18 protein-coding genes and 1 pseudogene are annotated in these 19,106 nt (G+C 72.1%); 6 read left to right on the plus strand and 13 right to left on the minus strand.

The window, feature by feature from the left end; genetic code table 11:
* Nucleotides 1–40: 40 nt before the first annotated feature.
* A pseudogene (locus tag O7627_RS18915) lies at nucleotides 41–1,036 on the minus strand (alpha-ketoacid dehydrogenase subunit beta); the annotation flags it as partial.
* Complete coding sequence (gene pdhA, locus O7627_RS18920) at nucleotides 1,036–2,403, minus strand: pyruvate dehydrogenase (acetyl-transferring) E1 component subunit alpha (RefSeq protein ID WP_278098326.1); 1,368 nt, start codon at nucleotides 2,401–2,403, stop codon at nucleotides 1,036–1,038. The gene pdhA and the pseudogene O7627_RS18915, both read right to left, overlap by 1 nt.
* Before the next feature lie 145 nt (nucleotides 2,404–2,548).
* On the opposite strand from pdhA, the gene O7627_RS18925 reads away from it, so the two are divergent.
* Nucleotides 2,549–3,001: an Lrp/AsnC family transcriptional regulator gene (locus O7627_RS18925; protein ID WP_278098327.1), complete on the plus strand. Its 453-nt coding sequence runs from the start codon at nucleotides 2,549–2,551 to the stop codon at nucleotides 2,999–3,001.
* Between the two features lie 104 nt (nucleotides 3,002–3,105).
* Here O7627_RS18925 and O7627_RS18930 read toward each other — a convergent pair whose 3' ends face one another.
* Both O7627_RS18930 and O7627_RS18935 read right to left on the minus strand, forming a co-directional pair.
* Complete coding sequence (locus O7627_RS18930) at nucleotides 3,106–3,288, minus strand: DUF397 domain-containing protein (protein WP_278094853.1); 183 nt, start codon at nucleotides 3,286–3,288, stop codon at nucleotides 3,106–3,108.
* On the minus strand, nucleotides 3,275–4,048 hold the full coding sequence (locus tag O7627_RS18935) for a helix-turn-helix transcriptional regulator (RefSeq protein ID WP_278094854.1): 774 nt from the start codon (nucleotides 4,046–4,048) through the stop codon (nucleotides 3,275–3,277). The genes O7627_RS18930 and O7627_RS18935 overlap by 14 nt, the downstream gene beginning before the upstream one ends.
* A gap of 372 nt (nucleotides 4,049–4,420) precedes the next feature.
* Here O7627_RS18935 and O7627_RS18940 point away from each other — a divergent pair, with 372 nt between their 5' ends.
* Complete coding sequence (locus O7627_RS18940) at nucleotides 4,421–4,978, plus strand: hypothetical protein (protein ID WP_278094855.1); 558 nt, start codon at nucleotides 4,421–4,423, stop codon at nucleotides 4,976–4,978.
* An 84-nt stretch (nucleotides 4,979–5,062) separates the two neighbouring features.
* On the opposite strand, the gene O7627_RS18945 is transcribed toward O7627_RS18940, so the two are convergent.
* The gene (locus tag O7627_RS18945) at nucleotides 5,063–6,043 is read right to left on the minus strand and encodes a WYL domain-containing protein (RefSeq protein WP_278094856.1); all 981 of its coding nucleotides are present in this window, start codon (nucleotides 6,041–6,043) and stop codon (nucleotides 5,063–5,065) included.
* Between the two features lie 57 nt (nucleotides 6,044–6,100).
* On the opposite strand from O7627_RS18945, the gene O7627_RS18950 reads away from it, so the two are divergent.
* Both O7627_RS18950 and O7627_RS18955 read left to right on the plus strand, forming a co-directional pair.
* Nucleotides 6,101–6,901 (plus strand): DinB family protein, encoded by an 801-nt coding sequence (locus O7627_RS18950; RefSeq protein ID WP_278094857.1) that lies wholly within the window; start codon nucleotides 6,101–6,103, stop codon nucleotides 6,899–6,901.
* Between the two features lie 2 nt (nucleotides 6,902–6,903).
* Nucleotides 6,904–7,587: an alpha/beta fold hydrolase gene (locus O7627_RS18955; protein ID WP_278094858.1), complete on the plus strand. Its 684-nt coding sequence runs from the start codon at nucleotides 6,904–6,906 to the stop codon at nucleotides 7,585–7,587.
* Between the two features lie 48 nt (nucleotides 7,588–7,635).
* Here the strand turns inward: O7627_RS18955 and O7627_RS18960 are convergent, their stop codons facing one another.
* Nucleotides 7,636–8,355 (minus strand): Clp protease N-terminal domain-containing protein, encoded by a 720-nt coding sequence (locus O7627_RS18960; protein WP_278094859.1) that lies wholly within the window; start codon nucleotides 8,353–8,355, stop codon nucleotides 7,636–7,638.
* Between the two features lie 38 nt (nucleotides 8,356–8,393).
* Nucleotides 8,394–9,203 carry a metalloregulator ArsR/SmtB family transcription factor gene (locus tag O7627_RS18965; protein WP_278094860.1) on the minus strand — a complete coding sequence of 270 codons (810 nt, stop codon included), beginning with the start codon at nucleotides 9,201–9,203 and terminating at the stop codon, nucleotides 8,394–8,396.
* 145 nt (nucleotides 9,204–9,348) lie between these two features.
* Here O7627_RS18965 and O7627_RS18970 point away from each other — a divergent pair, with 145 nt between their 5' ends.
* Together O7627_RS18970 and O7627_RS18975 are read left to right on the plus strand one after the other, a co-directional pair.
* Nucleotides 9,349–10,641: a pectate lyase gene (locus O7627_RS18970; RefSeq protein WP_278094861.1), complete on the plus strand. Its 1,293-nt coding sequence runs from the start codon at nucleotides 9,349–9,351 to the stop codon at nucleotides 10,639–10,641.
* A gap of 1,041 nt (nucleotides 10,642–11,682) precedes the next feature.
* Nucleotides 11,683–13,488 carry a nitrate- and nitrite sensing domain-containing protein gene (locus O7627_RS18975; protein ID WP_278094862.1) on the plus strand — a complete coding sequence of 602 codons (1,806 nt, stop codon included), beginning with the start codon at nucleotides 11,683–11,685 and terminating at the stop codon, nucleotides 13,486–13,488.
* Between the two features lie 42 nt (nucleotides 13,489–13,530).
* On the opposite strand, the gene O7627_RS18980 is transcribed toward O7627_RS18975, so the two are convergent.
* Genes O7627_RS18980 through O7627_RS19005 form a run of 6 tightly spaced genes read right to left on the minus strand, consistent with a single transcriptional unit; the run spans nucleotide 13,531 to nucleotide 19,089 of the window.
* The gene (locus tag O7627_RS18980; protein ID WP_278094863.1) at nucleotides 13,531–14,889 is read right to left on the minus strand and encodes an NAD(P)/FAD-dependent oxidoreductase; all 1,359 of its coding nucleotides are present in this window, start codon (nucleotides 14,887–14,889) and stop codon (nucleotides 13,531–13,533) included.
* 5 nt (nucleotides 14,890–14,894) lie between these two features.
* Entirely contained in the window at nucleotides 14,895–15,320 is a 426-nt protein-coding gene (locus O7627_RS18985; protein WP_278098328.1) for an antibiotic biosynthesis monooxygenase family protein, read from the minus strand.
* On the minus strand, nucleotides 15,313–16,599 hold the full coding sequence (locus O7627_RS18990; RefSeq protein ID WP_278098329.1) for a beta-ketoacyl synthase N-terminal-like domain-containing protein: 1,287 nt from the start codon (nucleotides 16,597–16,599) through the stop codon (nucleotides 15,313–15,315). Before O7627_RS18990 ends, O7627_RS18985 begins: the two co-directional genes overlap by 8 nt.
* Nucleotides 16,596–17,891, minus strand: a complete 1,296-nt coding sequence (locus O7627_RS18995; RefSeq protein ID WP_278094864.1) for a beta-ketoacyl-[acyl-carrier-protein] synthase family protein — start codon at nucleotides 17,889–17,891, stop codon at nucleotides 16,596–16,598. The genes O7627_RS18990 and O7627_RS18995 overlap by 4 nt, the downstream gene beginning before the upstream one ends.
* On the minus strand, nucleotides 17,888–18,295 hold the full coding sequence (locus O7627_RS19000) for a cupin domain-containing protein (protein ID WP_278094865.1): 408 nt from the start codon (nucleotides 18,293–18,295) through the stop codon (nucleotides 17,888–17,890). The genes O7627_RS18995 and O7627_RS19000 overlap by 4 nt, the downstream gene beginning before the upstream one ends.
* Complete coding sequence (locus O7627_RS19005; protein WP_278094866.1) at nucleotides 18,292–19,089, minus strand: SRPBCC family protein; 798 nt, start codon at nucleotides 19,087–19,089, stop codon at nucleotides 18,292–18,294. The genes O7627_RS19000 and O7627_RS19005 overlap by 4 nt, the downstream gene beginning before the upstream one ends.
* Nucleotides 19,090–19,106: the final 17 nt, after the last annotated feature.

Raw genomic sequence — 19,106 nt, forward strand, 5'->3', positions numbered from 1 at the left:
AGGACCCGGAGTCGGTCAGTCCGAAGGACCCGGAGTCGGTCAGCCAGCGCGGGTCCGGCCGGTCGTCCCACTGCAACCGGGCGACGGCGTCCAGCACCCGGTCCACCCCCGGCAGGTGCACGTGCTCCAACTTCGGCGGCGGGTACGGGATGTCCAGGCCGCTGACCCGCAGCACCGGCGCCTGCAGCGCGTGGAAGCAGCGCTCCTGCACCCGGGCGGCCACCTCGGCGCCGACCCCGGCGAAGCCCGGCGCCTCCTGGACCACCACGCAGCGCCCGGTCCGGCGCACCGAGGCGGCCACCGTCTCGTCGTCGAACGGCACCAGGGTGCGCAGGTCCACCACCTCCAGGTCCCAGCCCTCCTCGACGGCGGCCTGCGCCGCCGCCAGGGCGACCGGCACGGCCGGGCCGTAGGCGACGAGCGTGGCGTCGCGGCCGGGTCGGCGCACCACGGCCCGGCCGAAGCCGCCGGTCCGGGCCGGCAGCTGCGCTTCCGCGCTGGCGAAGTAGAGCTTCTTCGGCTCCATGAAGACCACCGGGTCCGGGTCCGCGATCGCCTCCCGCAACAGCGAGTACGCGTCGTCCACCGTCGCCGGGGTGACCACCTTGAGCCCCGGCGTGTGCGCGTAGTAGCCCTCGCTGGAGTCGCAGTGGTGTTCCACCCCGCCGATCCCGCCCGCGTACGGGATCCGGATCACGATCGGCGCGGTCAGCCCGCCCCGGGTGCGGTTGCGCAGCTTCGCCACGTGCGACACGATCTGCTCGAACGCCGGGTACGCGAACGCGTCGAACTGCATCTCGACCACCGGCCGCAGCCCGGACATCGCCATCCCCACCGCGAAGCCGACGATGCCGGCCTCGGCCAGCGGGGTGTCGAAGCAGCGCCGCTCACCGAACTCGGCCTGCAGCCCGTCGGTGATCCGGAAGACCCCGCCGAGCCGGCCGACGTCCTCGCCGAAGACCACCACCCGCTCGTCGTCGGCGAGCGCGTCGCGCAGCGCCGCGTTGAGGGCCTTCGCCATCGTCACCGCCGCCATCAGCCGTGTCCCGTCCGGCTTGCCGGTTCCTGTTCGGCGGCCAGCTCGGCCCGGACCAGCTCCCGCTGTTCGACAAGTTGCGGGGTGGGGCGGGCGTAGACGTGGGCGAACAGGTCGATCGGGTCGACCGTGGGCTCGACGGCCATCCGGTCGCGCAGGTCGGCGGCGGCGGCCTCCGCCTCGGCGGCCACCGCGGCCACCGCCGGGTCGTCGAGGGCGCCGGCCGACCGCAGGTACGCCTCCAGCCGGGCGATCGGGTCGCGCCCCAGCCATCCGGCGACCTCGTCGGCATCCCGGTAGCGGCCGGCGTCGTCGGCGTTGGTGTGCGGCTCCAGCCGGTAGGTGTGCGCCTCCACCAGGAACGGTCCCCGGCCGGACCGGGCGTGTTCGACGGCGGCGGTCAGCACCGCCAGCATCGCGACCGGGTCGTTGCCGTCGACCTGTTCGCTCGCGACGCCGTACCCGACACCCTTGTACGCCAGCGCGGGCGCGGCGGTCTGTTTGGCCAGCGGGACGCTGATGGCGTACCCGTTGTTCTGGACGAGGAAGACCACCGGGGCGCGGAACACGGCGGCGAAGTTGACGCCCTCGTGGAAGTCGCCCTCGCTGGTGGCGCCGTCCCCGATGAAGGCCAGCGCGACGGTGTCCCGCCCCTGGTACGCCTCGCCGTAGGCGAGGCCGGCGGCGTGCACGGTCTGGGTGGCCAGCGGGGTGCACTGCGGGGCGGTCCGCTCGGCGGCCGGGTCGTAGCCGCAGTGCCAGTCGCCGCGCAGCAGGGTCAGCACGCGCACCGGGTCGATGCCCCTGGCGGTCAGCGCCATCGATTCCCGGTAGGTGGGAAACACCCAGTCCGTCGGCCGGACCGCCAGCACGGCGGCGACCTGGCAGGCCTCCTGCCCGCGCGCCGACGGATAGACCGCCAGCCGCCCCTGCTTCGTCAACGCGGTGCACTGCTGGTCGAACCGGCGACCGATCACCATCCGGCGGTACAACTCGCGCAGGGTCTCGGTGGGCGGCTCCGGATACCCGGTGCCGCCCGGCCGTCCGGGCGGTCCGGCGACCCGACGGCCGGCCTCGTCGACCAGTCGGACCGGCTCGGCGCCGGGCAGGAACGGGGCGGCGGGACCCGATGCCCGCTCAGCATCCGATGCCCGCTCAGCGCCCCCGGGGACCGGCCCGGCTGGCTCGCCAGGCCGGGCTGGCCCACCCGACCTGGCTGGCCCACCCGACCGGGCTGGCTCACCCGAGCGGATCGGTTCGCCGGACTTGGCTGGCGGGCTCGGGTGGCGGCTGCGGGGCGTTGCCCGGCGGACCGCCCGGGGGCTGGTCGTCACGGCATTGACCTCCTGGACAGGCGATGGGCCTATGCTGGCGCCAGGTGGATGGTTGACTCAACCTCCCCGTCAAACGAGAGACAACTGACCGCCAGGAGCCGCATTCGTGAGCCATTCGGCCGAGACGACACCCGTCCCGCAGGGCGGGACCGGACAAACGGCCGAGCCGGTCGGTCCGGTGCCGGCTCCGGACGAGGTCGACCGGAAGATCCTCGACATCCTGGTACGGGACGGCCGGACCTCGATCCGGACGCTTGCCGACCGGGTGCACATCTCCCGCAGCAATGCCTACGCCCGGGTGGAGCGGCTGCTACGCGACGGGGTGATCACCGGCTTCCACGCCCGGGTGGCGCCGGAGCCGGCCGGGCTGGGCACGTCGGCGTACATCGGTCTGACGATCCAGCAGAACACCTGGCGGGAGGTCTCCGCGCAGCTGGCCCGGGTGCGCTACCTGGAGCACGCGGCGCTGCTCGGCGGCGACCACGACGTCCTCGCGCTGGTCCGCGCCCCGGACAACGCCGCCCTGCGCGATGTGGTGCTCAGTCGGATCCAGGGCATTCCCGGGGTGCTCTCCACCCGGACCTGGCTGGTCTTCGACGAGTTCGACGGCGTCGACACCCCTTGGACCTGACGTGGGCTGGGCTGTCCACGCTCGGCCGACCCTGGGATGGAGTGATAGATCTAGCGCCGCCGTCGGCCCCCGCGCCGGGCACGGGAGCCAGCGGGCGGCATTGGCTACTTGACGGACGCGACGAACGACGACCAGGCAGCCGGCCCGAAGGTCAGCGTTCCGCCGTCGCGGTCCTTCGTGTCCCGCACCAACACGGCACCGGGCATGTTGTCGGCAACCTCAACGCACGCGCCGCCGTTGCTGCTGCTCCGGCGGGACTTCCGCCACCGTGGCTCAGTGTTGTTCATGACCCACCTTCAGTATCAGGTCTCGGGACTGGTTGGCCGGTAGTGCCAACTCACAGATAGCTTCCCATGTCTGGGCCAGCTCGCTCACGTCTGGTGGGTCGGGGGCGACGCGTCCACGTAGCTGATCGTCGAGGTAGGCCACGCTGCGACCGTCGGGCAGGCTCGCCAACACGAACGCCCCGGCGAGCCCGGGATGGAATCCGGCGGCCATCGGGACTACCCGAACATGCATGTGCGGAAGGTGGCTGACTTCCATAAGCCGTTCGAGTTGCGGGCGCATGATCTTCGGATCGCCGATACGTAGAGCTGGCTCCCCGATGATCGCAGCCAGCGTGACCGGCTCGGGCCGCTCCAAGGCCGCGGCCTGACGCGCCAACCGGCGGCCGACGACTTCGTCGACTCGGCTCGCCATCCGGGGCGAGCATCCGACGATTGCTCGCGCGTACTCGTCGGTCTGGAGCAGACCAGGGATCACCAGGGGTTCGAACCAACGGAGCGCGACGGCTCGCGCTTCCTGGTCAGTCCAGGGGCGGAGCCACGGTGTCAGTTCCTCCCGCGCATGGGCTGCGGCTCGCTGAATCTCGTCCCCGGTGCCGTAGAAGTCGTCAAGCCGCTTCGCGCCATCCGGCTTAGGGATCAGCCTGCCCGCTTCCCACGCCGCAACGGTGCTACCGGCGAACCCCACTCCCGCCCCCGCCTGGTCGCGGGTTAGCCCTCGTTCTTTTCGGAGCCTGCGCAGCAGTTCACGAAATTCGCTCACGCATCCTCCCGGATGACATGTTGCCGAATGTTATCGAAGGTCACCGACAGCGCATAGTCTCCCATCGTCGCGCCGCGCCGTCCAGAGTGGTCGGTAACCACGGGTCACCCGTCAGGGGCCGGGCGGATGGATGCCCTCCCGGCGACCCGATGGCCACCGGTCCGGCCGGTCGGGATCGCCAACACCCGGCCGGCTGACCGGACCCCCGCCGGAGGTTGCCCGAGGGGTTCCACATCCCTCCTCGGAGTGAGGGGCCGGCGGGGGCTCCCAGGTTCCCGGTGTCCGGGGTGTTGCTCCCTAGCGGCGCACCCCGGGCGCCGGCCCTCTGCGAACCTCGCACCGCACCTGCCGACCCGACCGGAGGTAGCGCACATGGAGAAGAACGACGAAGAGCCGCGACCCCGCGCCGGTGGTGGCCGGCGGTGGCGGTCGATAAGCGATCGGCGGATCGGTGGGCACCACCCGCTGCCGGGGTGGGGGCGCCCCCGACTCAAGTGGATCGACACCGGGAGCGGCCCGGGGGTCGAGGTCCCGGAGGAGGACGCGGACCGGTGGCGGGTTCCGCCGTTCCCGACCGGGACACTGTCCGGTGGTTGGGGTCCACCGGTCGGTTGGGGCGGCTGTCTGGAGTCCGCGAACGACCCGCCCCGGGTCGCCCCGGACCACCGCGACCCGGACCGCCCGGCGCCGTCCGTGGGGCCGACCCACGGGCCGGCCGTGTTCCCGGACGCCATCCCCGCGACCGTCCAGGCGGACACGCTCCGGGCGCTACTCAAGCTGCACGAGGCAGCCGACGAGAACACCTGCCACTGCGGGTTGCCGCTCGGCGAGGAAACCGGCCTGTGCTGGTACGGCTGGCGGGCGCAGCGGGCGTTGCTTGAACTGCAGCTTGACCACCGCGCCGACCACCCGGAGGGCCCGGACCTGTAGCCGTCCGGTAGTTCCGTTCGCCCGCGAACAGGGCCTGGAGGATGTATCGCGCGACCAGGGGTCAGCCCGGCAGGTGGCCCGACCTCATCGGGTCACCGGGGTTCTGGGCCGGTCCGCGACCGCGGCGGCGAGGCGCGACGCGAGGGTCGCCACGGCGGCACGCAGTTCGGGACCGCCGTCGACGCGGAAGTCGAACGGCAATCTGGCCAGCCACTCCTGTGCGTACATCGTGGGGTTGCTCGTGCTGCCGACCAGCACGCAGCCGGTTCCGCACCCCTCGACCCGGCCCATCGGGGCCGGGATCCACGGGGCCACCTCGGCCGCCGGGGCGTCGAATGTGACGCGGGTGGCGAACTCCCAGCCGGTGCCGAGGTTCTCCTCCACCGCCGCCACCGGATCGAGGCCGTCGGGTGGGGTGAACGCGCGGGCGGTCTGGCGGACCGCGCGGATCCGGTCGAGCCGGTAGGTGCGGGTCGCGTCGGCCCGGTGGGAGCGGCAGAGCAGGTACCAGCGGCCGTGACGTACCACGATCGCCCACGGGTCCACCTCGGCTTCCCACTCGCTGTCCGGCCGGCTCCGATAGGTCAGTGCCACGCTCTGGCCGGCGGCGATCGCGGCGACGAGCGCGCTGGCGGTCGCCGGGTCCGGGCGGGCCGAGTGCCGGTCCGGGGCGGCCGACGCGTGGTCCCGCAGGGCCGCCGCCTGCCGGCCGACGCTCTCCGGCAGCGCCCGGATGACCTTGCTCAGGGCGAGGCCGACGACGTCCTCGGCGCCGGCGGCGGCCGGCTGGCCGTCGAGTACCGCCATCACCAGCCCGAGCGCCTCGGGTTCGGTGAAGACGACCGGCGGCAGCCGGGTGCCCCGCCCCAGCCGGTAACCGCCGTACGGGCCGCGGGTGGACTCCACCGGGATGCCCGCCTCGCGGAGGATGCCGATGTAGCGGCGGGCGGCGCGCTCCGTGACGCCCAGCCCGGCGGCGAGTTCGTCGGCCGTGGCGCCCGGCCGGCTCCGGAGGATCTCGATGGCGCGCAGCGCCCGCGCGGTCGGGCTGAGCTCGGTCGGCACACCACGAAGACTAGAACCGGAAGTAGATCGTCCGGAACCGCCCCTAGGGTGGCCCGCATGACCGAGTTCCGCGAGCAGGACCTCACCGGCGCCTCCTTCGACCGGGTGAGTCTGCGCGGCGCCACCTTCGACCGGGTGCGCCTCAACGACGCCCGGATGCACGCCGTCGACCTGAGCGGGGCGCTGATCCACGGCGCCATGTTCGTCGGCGCCCGCCTGCGCGGCGTCGAGTTGGTCGATGTCCAGATCTACGGCGAACTACGCAACGTGACCGTTAACGGCGTCGACATCGCGCCGCTGGTCGAGGCCGAGCTCAATCGCCGGATGCCCGACCGGACGAAGATGCGACCGGCGGACGCCGACGGGTTCCGGGAGGCGTGGACGATCCTGGAACGGCTGTGGGCCGGCACCATGGCCCGGGCCGAGACGTTCCCGGCCGAGGCGTTGCACCGCGGCGTCGACGGCGAGTGGTCCTTCATCGAGACCCTGCGCCACCTGAATTTCGCCAGCGCGGCCTGGGTCGGCCGGATGGTGCTGGGCGAGGCTTCCCCGTGGCATCCGCTCGATCTGCCCTGGGACGAGGCGCCCGGCTGGGACGGCATCCCCTGGGACCGCCAGGCCCGCCCGTCGCTCGACGAGGTCCGCGCGGTTCGACGCGAGCGGCAGGCGATGGTCGGCCGGGTCGTGGCGTCGCTTACCGATGACCAGCTAGCCGGTCGGGTGACCCGGACCGAGCCCGGCTGGCCACAGGCCGAGGACTTTCCGATCCGGGAGTGTCTGAACATCGTCCTCAACGAGGAATGGGAACACCGGCTGTACGCCGAACGCGATCTGACCGTGCTGGAGAGGGAGAGCTGATCATGGATATTCTGCTCATCGGCGGCCTGTGGCTGACCGGGTCGGCGTGGGACGAGGTGCTCCCGCCGCTGCGGGCGCTCGGCCACCGGCCCGTGCCGCTCACCCTGCCGGGACAGGGCGACGGTTCCTCCTCCGCCACCCTCGACGACCAGGTGGCGGCGGTGCTCGCCGCGGTGGACGCGGCGGCGGCTCCGCCGCTGGTGGTGGGCCATTCGGCCGCCTGCACGCTGGCCTGGCTGGCCGCCGACGCGCGACCGGACCGGGTCGCGAAGGTCGCCCTGATCGGCGGTTTCCCGTCCGCCGACGGACAGCGCTACGCCGACTTCTTCGAGACGAAGGACGGCGTGCTGCCCTTCCCCGGCTGGGCGCCGTTCGAGGGTCCGGACGCGGCCGACCTCGACGAGCAGGCCCGGAGCCGGATCGCGTCGGCGGCGGTCCCGGTCCCCGCCGGCGTCACCAAGGCCGTGGTCCGGTACACCGACGGGCGTCGGTTCGACGTTCCGGTGCTTGTCGTCTGCCCGGAGTTCACCCCGGCCCAGGCCCGGCAGGCGATCGCCGAGGGCGACGCGCCGGAGTTGGCGAGCGCCAAGCATGTCGAGTTCGTCGACATCGACTCGGGGCACTGGCCGATGACCAGCCGGCCGGCCGCGCTCGCCCGGCTGCTCGCCGAGGCCGCGGCCGACTGACCGGTGCGCGGGTCCGCGCCGGTCGGGCCGGCGCGGACCGCGACCGGGTCATTCCTGGGACTTCTCGTACGCGATCCGTGCCGCCTCGACCGCCTCGATGATGTTCTCCTCGGCGGCGGCCTTCGAGAGGCCGAGGCCGGCGAGCACGCCCTCGCCGTTCTCGAATTCCAGCAGCGCGAGCAGGATGTGCTCGGTTCCGATGTAGTTGTGGCCGAGCCGCAGCGCCTCCCGGAAGGTCAGTTCGAGCACCTTCTTGCCCTGTGCGTCGTACGGGATCAGCTCGGGGATCCCGTCGGTGGCCGGCGGCAGGGTCGCGGTGGCGGCTTCCCGGACCCGGTCCAGCGGTACGCGCTGGGCGGTGATCGCCTTGGCGGCCAGCGCGTCCGGCTCGGTGAGCAGACCGAGCGTGATGTGCGCGGGGTTGATCTCGATGTTGCCGGCGGCCCGCGCCTCCTCCTGGGAGGCCAGCACCACGTTGCGGGCTCGCGGGATGAACCGGGTGAAGCCCTGGGACGGGTCGAGGTCGATCGCCTCGCCCTTGGCGACGAAGCGCTTCTGGGCGGCCTGCTTGGTCACCCCCAGGGCCTTGCCGATCTCGGTCCAGGAGGCGCCCGAGCGGCGGGCCTGGTCGACGAAGTGGCCGATCAGGTGATCGGCGACCTCGCCAAGGTGGTCGGCCGCGATGACGGCGCTGGTGAGCTGGTCGAGGGGTTCGCTGTGAACCTTCTTGATGGTGGTGATCAGGTCGTCGAGCTTCACGGTAGCCATGCCGTCAACCATAGGTTGACGATCGGCCTCCGTCAACTCTAGGTTGACGCCATTCCTCCGCCGGGGAGTGGCTGCCCGGTCTCCAGCAAGGTCTTGAGGTCGCTGAGCAGTTCGCTCCAGCCGCCGCCGGCGCCCGGAATCTCGCCGCCGACCAGGGCCGCCGTCCGGGCGGCGCCGGTCAGATCGTGGGTGAGGGTGAGCCGACTGACACCCGGTCGATCGACCTCGATCTGGTAGGTCAGCCGGGTGACCGGTTCGGCCGCGGCGGCCGGATCCCAGACCGGGTGCCAGGTCTGCACCAGTCGACCCGGCGGATCGACCTCGACGACCTCCCCCTCGATCGCCACCTCGGGCCACCCCACCACGCCTGTCAGCCCCTGGTAGCGCCCGCCGGGACGCAGCTCGTACCGGGCGGTTGTGCGGTAGCCGTACCGGGCGGTCAGCGCGGGCTCGGTGAGCGCGGTCCAGATCGACTCACGGGTCGCCCCGACGTGGATCCGGTACACCTGGACGGTCCGGACCGACCGCCCGGACTCGTCCTCCAACCGGTTCTTCAGGCCGGTGAGCATCGACGCGAACGGTTCGGTGTACTTGTCGATCCAGCGGTCGTGGATGAGCCGGATCGGCACCGGGTTGAGGAAGTGCAGCTTCTCGCGGCCGGATCGACGGGTCACCACCAGACCCGCCTCCGCCAGCACCCGCAGGTGCTTCATCACCCCGAACCGGCTCATCGCCAGCTCGGACTCCAGCTGGGTCAGCGTCCGACCGTCGGTCACGAAGAGCAGGTCGAGCAGGAAGCGACGGGTCGGATCCGCAAGCGCCTTGAATACCTGGTCGTCATCGGCCATGCCACACGTTATGTGACCCATTGGTCACCAGTCAATCCGACGCCGACCGGATCCCCCACCCCCGGTTGACTTGATTGACGGTCATACATATTGTGCCGGGAAAGCGCTTTCTTTGCGCTCGCGACAGCTCCCGGAGGTCACCACCATGACTCGGACAGACCCGGCCGTCGAGGTCGGCGCACCACCCGCTCCCGGCAGACGTGGATTGCGGGTGGCGATCGCCGTCGGGGCGACGGCCGCCGCGGCGATCGCGACGATCGGCACCATCGGCGTCACCACCGCCTCGGCCGCCACCGTCGACACCAACGTGAACTACGTCTTCGTCAACCGGCACAGCAACAAGGCACTCGACCTCTACAACTGGGCCACCAACGACGGCGCCCCGATCGTTCAGTACGCACGCAACGACCTGGCCGTACAGCAGTGGCGGTTCGTCAGCGTCGGCAGCGGCTACTACAAGGTCAGATCCGCACACAGCGGGAAGGTCCTGGAGGTGCCGGACGCCACCGACGGCGCCCGGCTGGTGCAGATGACCGACAACAACAACACCCGGCAGCACTTCCGGCTGGCCGACTCCGACGGCGGCTACGTCCGCTTCATCAACCGGCACAGCAACAAGGCACTCGACCTCTGGGAGTGGTCCACCGCCGACGGCGCCCCGATCGCCCAGTTCACCGACCTCAACGGCGCCAACCAGCAGTGGCGGATGGTGAACGTCGGTGGCGGCAGCACGCCCCCCACAACGGCGCCGCCACCTTCCGGTTCGTGGCCGACGCCGACCGGCCAGGTGGGGGTCAACGGCACGATCGCGGTCTCCGGCACGCTGGACGGTGGGATGCGCCGGTACTGCTGCATCGGTGACGGGAGCCAGGAGGAGAGCCAGGACCCGATGTTCCGGCTCGCGGCCGGCGCCACCCTGCAGAACGTGATCATCGGAGCGCCGGCCGGAGACGGGGTGCACTGCGACGGCGCCTGCACCCTGCGCAACGTCTGGTGGGAGGACGTGGGCGAGGACGCCGCCACGTTCCGCGGCAGCGGCTCGCCGAGCTTTTTGGTCGACGGCGGCGGCGCCCGCTCCGCCAGTGACAAGGTCTTCCAGCACAACGGAGCGGGGACCCTGACCGTCCAGAACTTCCAGGCCACCAACTTCGGCACGTTCTACCGGTCCTGCGGCAACTGCTCCACCCAGCACCGCCGCGCGGTGGTGATCCGCAACGTCACGCTGACCCGACCGGGCAACACCGTGGCGGGCATCAACGTCAACTACGGCGACACGGCCCGGTTCTCCGGAATCACGATCGTCAACGACTCCGGCCGGTCGATGGTGATCTGCCGCAAATACAACGGCAACAACAGCGGCAACGAGCCGACCCAGGTCGGAACGGGCGCCGACGGCACCAACTGCATCTACTCCTCGTCCGACCTGATCTACCGCTGACCTTTGGCCGGCCGGGTCTGATCCGTACCACCAGGTTGGGCCCGGCCGGCCGAACGAACCCCGGCAGCGCGCAACACCAGGTGATCACCCTGGACGCCCACGGCAACCGCGACCACGCAAGAACGGCGAGAGCGCCGACGGGCTCGTGGATCAAGGCGGGCTCCGGCGACGGCAGGGCAACGGCTTCCAACTGGGTGGCGGTGACCCGGGATCACGGTCGACGCAACAGCGCCCGGGAAATAGCGACCACGGATTCACGTTCGCCAACTCCACTTCGCGGCTGACCACAATCTCGCGGTCGCCAATGGCGCCGGGGTCCGGCTCAACCCATCGTGCACGGCAGGTGGCACCTCCTGGGATACCAAGAGTTCCCGGAGCACCACCGACCCGGTCGGCAGGAATCCGTCCACTTTGATCGGACCCCGCGACAGCGACGGCGACATCCGGAGTTCAGCCTTCCTGCGACCACGCGCCCATCCCCACCCGGGGCAGGCCTCCAGCGGCCGGCAGCCATCCTGAACAGCATCGACGGCGTGCTCCGCGGGGCAGGCCGGCGGCCGTGCCGCAGAAACGGCCCGGGTGGACCAGTAGGACGCCCGGGCGATCCGCGCCGGCGAGCCGGATCACCCACAACCGGAGCAAATTCCCCGGAACGTCGGCGGGACGGCAACCGGATTGAAACAGATCGGCAATCCGCAGGTCATGGCACCCGGCAGCCGGCACGGCCCCACCCACCCACGACGCACAGCGTGATCAATCGATCACTATCAGGCTACGATGTCGAACTCCGTCCGAACCGCGCTCTTGATCGCAAGTAGGGATTATGCCTACTGTTTCAGTCGCGCGAGCGCGCACGATGTCGGCTGACCGCTTGGTGTCATCGTGCTTTTCGCACGGATTCGATTTGACAACAGGGCTTGTCCACGTCCGGAGGTGGGACCGGTGAGTGGAAGCAGACGGCGACACGAAGGGGGCAGACACCTTGCCGAACATCGTCCGGGTCGAACCCGGTTGCGGCCCGGTGCGCGCCCGGACGGCCGGGTGCTCGACCGTCTTCCCCCAGCCATCCGGCTGCTACTCATCCTCGCCCTCTGGGCCGCCATCACCCTGGGATTCGGCGCCTGGCAACTGATCGGTTCCATCGGCGACGTTCGACAGGCCGGTGCGGCCCGGAACTACGCGTCGGCGGGACTGGCCACGGTCACCCTGATCGAACGGCTGCAGGACGAGCGGGACATCGCCGCCCAGGTCCGGGCGACCGGTTCGGACAATCCCCGACTGCAGGAGTCGCACGGCGCCACCGACCGGGCCCGGGCGGACCTCGAATCCGCGCTGCGCCCGTTCCCGGCCGAAGCGTTCGGCGGCCAACTGACCGAGGTACGCTCCCGGCTCGCCACCCTGACGGTCCTGCGCGCCGAGGCGTTCACCGAGGGACGGCCGACCGCCCGCAGCGTGACCGGATACGGCGAACTGATCACACCGCTGATCCGGCTCAACGAACGAACCGCCCAACGCGCCACCGCGCTGACCGGGCAGGGCGCCACGCTCGGCCCGGCGTCCGGGCTGTCCGTGCTGCTGCTGGCCGCCGAGGCGTTGTCCCAGCAACGAACCACCATCACCACCGTGCTCGCCCGGGACCGCTCCACCACCGAGGAACGACAGGCGCTGCGGACCAGCGCCGCCGTCGCCCAAAAGACCCTGGCCGCCTTCGTCGCCGACGCCGCGCCGTCGGTGCTGCGCGTCTACCAGGAGGCCGGCGACGAGCGGCGGGCCGGCGACGCCGACGAGTTCGCCGCCCGGATCATCGGCGACGCCGGGCCCTACAGCACCGCGGGTCTGCTCCCGGCCGACTGGGCCGACCTCTCGGCGGACCGGCTCAACCAGATCAGGTTGACCGCCTGGACCGCCGCCACCGAGTTGATCGACCGGGCCAGCGACGCGCTGAACCGGCACCGGATGGCGGCCGCCCTCGGCGCCGTCATCGGCGTCGGTGCCGTCCTTGTCGCCGGGGTGGCGGTGGTGCTGTCCCGGCGGGCGCTGCTCACCCGATCGGGCCGCATCGACCCGGCAACCCCGGACGGCCCGGCGACATCCGCCACCGGCTGGCAGGATCCGCTGCCCTGCACCCTGTCGCACCGGACCCAGGAACTGCTCGACGAGCAGCTCACCCTCATCAGCGAGCTGGAGTCGACGGAGACCGACCCCGAGCGGCTGGCGGCGCTGTTCCAACTCGATCACCTGGCCACCCGGATGCGCCGGCACGGCGAAAACCTGATCACCGTCACCGGCCAACCGGCGCTGCGGCACTGGCCCCGCCCGCTGTCCCTGCTGGAGATCCTGCAGGCCGCCGTCTCCGAGTCGCACCGCTACGACCAGGTCAAACTCGCCGACCTGCCGACCGTGGCGGTGGATGCCAGGGCGGTCATCGACACCGTGCACTTGCTCGCGGAACTGCTCGACAACGCCACCGCCGCGAATCCGCAGCAGGCCGTCACCGTCTTCGCCGGAACCTGGGAGGACGGCCGGGTCACCATCGAGATCCACGACTTCGGTCCGGGCATGCCGTTCCCCCGCCGGGCCCTCATCAACGCCCGGCTGACCGGCGCGCTACCCGACGACCCGTCCGGTCAGGAGACCGGGCTGCGGATCGTCGCGCTGCTGGCCCGCCGGCACGGCATGGAGGTGAAGCTGACCCACCCGGAACACGCCGGCCTCGCCGCGACCGTCACCCTGCCGGCGGCGCTGCTGGTCCCGGTGCCGGTCGCGGTGGCACCGGCCGGCGGCGTGGCGACCGATCCGGTCGCGGCGACACCGGCGGGAATGGCCACCGAGCCGTACGGTGCGTGAGCGGCGCGCCGTACGGCACCGCCCGGTGGTCGCCGCCCCACCTCAGTTCGCCACCTCCTCGGCGCTCCGGTACGCGTAGATCCGGTCCACGAACCGCCGGTTCAACGCCGGCACCCGGCTCAGCACCCCGAACCGACCGCGCGCGGCGGTCAGCTTGAGCCGGCCGAGCACGGGCCGGAAGAGCAGGTCGTCGCCGTTGGTCCCGTTGCTGTTGAGCGAGTCCGCGACCCGCGCGAACCCGAACGGGACCATCCTCGCCTCGTAGTCGGCGACCGCCCGCAGCAGTGGTTTCTCCCCGGCCGCGGCGGCCACCACCTGCCGGGTCAGCAACGCCGCGTCGAGCATCGCGGTGTTGGCGCCCACCCCCCGGCCCGGAGTCATGGTGTGGATCGCGTCGCCGAGCAGGGTGACGTTGCCGGCCGGCCACGACGGCACCGGCACCGAGGTGACGATGCGCAGCGGGAAACAACTGCCCGGGTCGGCGCTGGCCAGCAACTCCCGCAGGTTCGGGTGCCAGCGGCGGATCATCGACCCGGCGAGGTCGATCAGATCCTGGCCCCGACGCTGCAGCACATCGGGTGGTAGCCGGCGACGCGACGTCCAGAGGATGAGGTTGACATAGTCGCGGGTGTTGTCGTAGAGCAGGCCCGGCCAGCGTTCGATGAGCGCGGCGTCGGTGCCGCCGACACCCGGCTTCACCGCCCCCTCGCGATCCCAGGGGAACTCCATCACGTGCAGCATCCCCATCATGCCGCCGCCGCCCAGAATCAACGACACACCCCGGCGGACCCGCTCCGGCAACAGGGCGCGGACCCGGTCGGTCAGCGGCGCCTTGGTGGCCAGGGTGACGCTGCCCGAGTCGACGATCCGGGCCTGCGGCAGATACTGCTGCCGGACCGCCGAGTGGGTGCCGTCCGCGGCCACGAGCAGGTCGCCGGTGGCGGACGTGCCGTCGTCGAAGTACGCCGTCACCCGGCCGTCGTCGTGCCGCTGGTAGTGGGTGAAGGTCTTGCCGAACCGGACCACGTCCTCCATGCCGGTCAGCAGGAGCTGCCGCAACGTCATCCGGGACACCGCGCGGTCGCTGTTGGCCGGGTCCTCGTCGGCGCGGAACGCGAACGACGCGGTCTGGCCCAGCTTCTCGGTGAGCACGTTGAAGTAGGCGGGCGACCGGGCGCAGGTGGCCAGGAAGGTCTCGAACAGCTCCGCCGACAGGCACTCCCGCAGCGCGCGGCAGCCGGTGGGTCCCACGCCGATCCGGTAGCCGTGCAGCCCGTCGGCGCGGGTGCGGTACTTCTCGAAGACCGTGACGCTCACCCCGGCCCGGCGCAGACCGTGCGCCAGGCACATCCCGCCCGTGCCGGCGCCGATCACCAGCACGTGTGGCCGCCGCTCCGGCATCGCGGTCACCCCCCGTCCGCCGCGACCCGCCGGGAACCGGTCGGACCCGACTGTGCCCCGGTGGTCTCGGCGCGGACCACGAACCGCATCGACCGGGCCTCGGTCGCGCAGGCCCGCAACGGTCCGGCCAGTTCCCGGTGCGCCGCCTCCCGCTCCCACGCCTCGAAGCACGCCAACGACGTCCACTCGCTGGTGATCAGCCACTGCTCGGGGTCGGTGACGGACTGGCAGACCTGGTCGCGGAGGTGCCCGGTGACGCTGGCGGCGACCTGGTGCCGGATCCGTTCGTAGGCCTGCAGGAACTCCGTCGTACGCGGTTGCGGGATGCGCAGCAGGAACAGCACCCGGGCACCGATCAGCCCGGCGCCGTTGCCGGCACCGCCCGCCGACCGGCCGTTGACCGGCCCGCCGAGACTCAACGAATCAACCATCCCGGTCACCCTCTTTCTCCTCGGTTTCAGGTCCCGTAGGACCAGCGGCGTCTTCCAGGTCCCGTAGGACCAGAGCGCTGTTGAAGCCGTCGAACCCGCGGGCGGCGACCAGCGCGACGCCCGAGTCCAGCGACCCCGACCGGCGGGCGAAGCTCAGCTCGCACCCGTCCGCGACCCGCTCCGGAGCGGCCGACGGCGGGACCATCCGGTGCCGCAGGCTGAGCAGCGCGGTCGCCACGTCCAGCGCCGAGCCACCCTGGTGGGCCCGGCCGGTGAGTGGCTTCTGGGTGGAGACCGGCGGGGTGTGCGGCCCGAACACCGACCGCAGCGCCGCCGCCTCGGTCCGGTCGTAGCGCGGCACACCGAGCGCATCGGGGAACACCGCGCCCACCCGCCCCGGTGGCACCCCCGCCTCGGCCAGGGCCAGCCGGATGGCGCGTGCGTACTGGCCGGCGTCGCCGCCGCCGTCCGGGCCGGTGTGCGTCCCGTCGTGGGTCGCCGCCCAGCCGGCCAGCTCGCCGTAGATCCGGGGGGCGCCCCGGTCCAGCGCGTGCCCCAGATCCTCGACGACGAACACCGCGCCGCCCTCGCCCGGCACGTATCCGGTCGCCGCCGCGTCGAACGGCAGGTAGGCCCGGCCGGGCTCCGGGCTCGAACTCAGCAGCCCGGTCCGCAGCTGGCAGACCAACGCGTACGGGCTGAGCGCGCACTCGGTGCCGCCGGCGATCACCACCGGGGTTCCCCGGCGGACGGTACGCCGGGCGTGCGCCAGGCTGTCCAGGCCACCGGCCGCCTCGGTGGCCAGCACCCCGCACGGCCCCTTGAACTGGTGCCGGATGGAGACCTGCCCGACGCTCGCCGCGTAGAACCAGGCGATCGACTGGTACGCCCCGACGGTGCGGGTCGGCTGGCTCCACAACCGCTGCAGTTCCCGCTGCCCGAACAGGTTGCCGCCTGACGAGCTGGCCAGGGTCACCGCGTACCGGTAGGGGTCGTCGGCCTGCTCCGGCAGGCCGGCGTCGGCCAGCGCGAGCAGGGTGCCGGCGAAGCCAAGGTGGGTCCACCGGTCGGTCTGCACGGCGAGCCGGTTGTCGGCGTACCGGAGCTGGTCGAAGTCGGCCACCTCCCCGGCCAACGTGGTGGGGTACCGGTCCGGGTCGAACAGGGTGATCCGGCGGACCCGGTTCTCGCCGGCCAGCACCGTCTTCCAGTGCGCGTCCAGCCCGACCCCGCTCGGCGCGACCACGCCGATCCCGGTGACGACCGCCCGGCCGGTCAGCACGCCGGCTCCCGCAGCCGGCGGAAGAGCATCGCCGACTGGAACCCGCCGAACCCGCTGCCGACCGAGAGCGCCACGTCGACCGGCAGCTCCCGGGCCACGTTCGGCACGTAGTCCAGGTCGCACTCGGGATCCCGGTTGGCCCAGTTGGCCGTCGGCGGCACCACGCCGAACTCGATGGCCAGCGCGCAGGCGGCCATCTCGATCGAGCCGATGGCGCCGAGCGAGTGCCCGACCATCGACTTGATCGAGCTGATCGGCACCCGGTACGCCGCGGCGCCCAGCGCCCGTTTGAACGCGGCCGTCTCGTGCCGGTCGTTCTGCCGGGTCGCCGACCCGTGCGCGCTGATGTAGGAGACCTGGTCCGGATTGATCCGGGCCTGGTCCATCGCGGCGCTGATGGCCAGCGCCATCTCCGCGCCGTCCGGGCGCAGCCCGGTCATGTGGTAGCCGTTGCTGCGGTTGGCGTAGCCGACCACCTCGCAGTAGACCGGCGCCCCCCGTCGGCGGGCGTGCATCAGCTCCTCCAGGACCAGCACCGCCGCCCCCTCGGCCAGCACGAAGCCGCGCCGGTCCGCATCGAACGGCCGGGAGGCCCGGGCCGGGTCGTCGTTGCACGGCGTGGTGGCCCGGATCGCGTCGAAGGAGGCCACCGTCACCGGGGAGATCGGGCTGTCCGACGCACCGGCGAGAACGACGTCGACCACCCCGTCCTCGATCAGTTGGTGGCCGTAGCCGATCGCGTCGATGCCCGAGGTGCAGCCGGTCGACACCACCTGCGCGGGTCCGTGCAGACCGTGCCGGCAGGCCACGTCGGCGGCCAGGCTGCTGGGCACCAGTGCCTGGTAGAGGAAGGGGCTGGTGCCGTCGGGGTCGACCAGCCACCGGGCTCCCCCGCCGCTGGCGGTCACGTACTGCTGCTCCAGGGCCATCGTGCCGCCGACCGCCGAGCCGAGCACCACCCCGGTCCGGGTCCGGGTCCGGTCGGTCAGCTCCAGGCCGCTGTCGGCGACCGCCTCGATGGAGGCGGCCAACGCGAACTGCACGTACCGGTCGCCGCGCTCCCGCTCGGCGCGGGTCAGCCCGGCGGCCGCCGGGTCGAAGTCGCACTCCGCGGCGACCCGGGACCGGAACGGGGCCGGGTCGAACAGGGTGATCCGCCTGGTGGCCGTCTCCCCTTTGGTCACGGTGGTCCAGAACCGGTCCCGGGTGACCCCGCCGGGCGCCACCACCCCGACGCCCGTGACCACGGTGCGTCGCGGGCCGGTGGGCCGGGTGCCCGGCGGGCTCACGGCGCGGGTTCCGCGGCGGCCCGGCCGCCGGCGCGTTCCGTGTCGACGTGTCCCAGCTCGGGCCGGGGGGCGAGCGGTCCGAGGTGGAACACCACCTCGGCCGGGCGCTCGGCGACGTTGCGCAGCCGGTGCCGGACGTTCACCGGCACGAAGAGCGCCTCCCCGACCGCGAGCGGGGTCGGCACGTCGTCGAGGTCGACCACCACCGCGCCGCGCGCGACATAGAGAAATTCCTCGCTGTACGGGTGGTAGTGCTCGCTGATCCGTTCGCCCGGCTGCAGGTGCACCACCCCGAGGAAGCCGGAGGTGCTGCCGACCGTGCGCGGGCCGAGCAGGACCCGCAGCTCGCCGCCGCGCCGCCGGTCGGGCGGCACCTCACGCGCGGCGACCACCTGCCCGGTCACGATCCGCTCCCCGTGCTGGCGGTCCGCGCCGACGCGGCCGACTCCCGGTACACCCGCTCGATCCGGTCCCGGATGATGTTGAGCTGAATCCGGGAGTTGGTGTTGATCCGGTCGGTCATCGCGGCGTTGTCGACCGGTGCCGTCGGCCGCATCGCGAAGTCCTGCGTCCAGGTCATCCGGGTGCCGTCGGGCAGTTCGTCGTACCGCCAGTGGATCCGCATGTACTCGAACGGTCCGGTCTCGACCCGATGCGCCGACACCTCCCGCCGGTCCGGGTCGGCGCGCCGCTCACTCACCCAACTCCACACCGCGCCGTTGGAGTCCGGGAACATCGTCAGCCGGAACCGGACGACGTCGTCGTGCCGGTCGAGGATCTCGACCTCGGCGTACTCGGTGAACAGTTCGGTCCAGCGGGCGACGTCGTTGGTGATGTCCCAGACCAGTGGCAGCGGCGCCGCGATGAAGACGCTGTTCTCGGTGTGACCCGGCGGGTCGGCGCCGACCGGCGGGTCGGCGCCGACCGGCGGGTCGGCGGTGACCCGGCCCCGGTTGACCTGCTCGGCGATCTCGGCGATGGTCATGCCGAGCGCGTCGTCGGAGATCTGGACCTGGAACGTCTGGGCCGCCACGGCCTGCAGTTCCAGCACCGCGAGCGAGTCCAGGCCCAGCTCCGCCAGCGACGATTCGCCGGCCCGGCCGGCGGCAGCCGCGGGATCGAGACCGCAGTTGCGGACCAGGATCGCCGCGATGTCCACGGCGGTGGCCGGCCGGGTCGGATCGGTTTCCACAGTCATCTCGTCCTCCTTGTTTC

It is taken from the genome of Solwaraspora sp. WMMD1047, assembly GCF_029626155.1.
Classification (GTDB): Bacteria; Actinomycetota; Actinomycetes; order Mycobacteriales; family Micromonosporaceae; genus WMMD1047.